This is a genomic window from Mesorhizobium sp. M7A.F.Ca.CA.002.15.2.1, assembly GCF_003998715.1.
In the GTDB taxonomy this organism is placed as follows: domain Bacteria; phylum Pseudomonadota; class Alphaproteobacteria; order Rhizobiales; family Rhizobiaceae; genus Mesorhizobium; species Mesorhizobium ciceri.
In genome coordinates this window covers 1-1325 of record NZ_RZPI01000999.1, presented here as the reverse complement: position 1 = coordinate 1325, position 1325 = coordinate 1, and the positions used below count along the sequence as shown (strand labels likewise).

1 protein-coding gene is annotated in these 1325 nt (G+C 69.3%); it reads right to left on the bottom strand.

The genetic code is table 11. The features are described from left to right. The coding region (locus ENZ74_RS31975; RefSeq protein WP_127313296.1) for an FAD/NAD(P)-binding protein at positions 1 to 1325 on the bottom strand (1325 nt) is incomplete at both ends.

Here is a 1325-nt window from a genome sequence, read left to right as displayed (position 1 = left end):
CGCCGAAAGTCCCTCGTGCCAGCGGGCCGGCGACCAGGAGTGTCGCGACCGCCGCGCCGTCCCGGCCGATCGCGCGGCTGTCGAGACCTGTCTCGATGCCAAGCCCATATTGGTCCGTCCTGATCAAGCCGGCTTCCGCCAGCGAGCTTAGCGCCGGGTTCAGCTGCAGCGCCTGCCCATGGGCCGGACCGGTGGTGTTGATGACGGCAGCGAAGCGCATCGTCTCGATCCGGGTCTGCCCGCGCCGTTGAAAGCTGACAGCCAGGCTGCCGTCCTCGTCGTTCGACGCGACAAGCCTGGCGGCAATGGTGTCGACTGTACCGGCGGCATGACGCCGGTCGAGCACCGCGGCGACCTGCGGCGCGATCCTGAAACGATGCACGTCCCAGAACACGCGCAGCTGGCGCACCAGCCTTGCCCGCTCCGGCGGCGCAAGTGCGGCCCACAGCACCGGCCCCTGGAGGCGCAGCTGATCGAAGACCGACTGCCAGTTGACATTGGCGGCGCGCGCGGCCGCCAGCGTCGCGCGAATGGTCTTGAGCAGGCCGAGCGCCGTCGTGGCCGGCGCGGATGCAAAGTCGCCAAAAGGCTCGCCCCTGATATCCGGGTGGCCGCGCGAGCGCAGGCCGCGGCGCGACAGCGCGAGGATACGGCCGCGATGGCCACGGCGGTCAAGTTCGGCGACCATGTCGGCCGAGGTCAACCCGGAGCCGACGATCAGCACCGACGCCTCCGGCCCGATCCCTGAAAGCGCGGCGGAAGAGTACGGATCGGCGACGAAACCTGGCGCTTCCGTCAGCGAGGCCAGCGCGTTGGGAATTCCGGGCCGCGGATGCGTCGCTGCCAGGACGAGGATATCGGCGACGACCGGTCCGGCAGAGGTGTGCACGGTCCAGCCCGCGCCACTGGCATCGCGTGTCACGCGTGTGGCGGAACCTTCGACATGATGGACAAGGCCGGAACCGAGATACGGCGCCAGATGCTCGGCGACGTAGCGGCCGAATACGCGACGGCGCGGAAAAGCGTCGCCGTTCTTCCAGATGGCATCCGGGTCGTGTTCGAGTTCTCCGCTGCCAGCCAACCAGCGTGCAAAATGCTGCGGATCATCGGGAGCCATGCTCATCCTGACTGCGGGGACATTGACCCGGTGCGACGGTTCCTCGCTGGAATAGGCCAGGCCGCCGCCGAGCGCTGGTCGCGGCTCGATGACGGAAATCGACAGGCGCTCCGATTGAGGTGCCCGCGCCAGATGCCAGGCCACCGCCGCGCCGGAAAAGCCGCCGCCAAGGATGGCGACGCGCAACCGGCGGGCCGGAGGGAGCGCG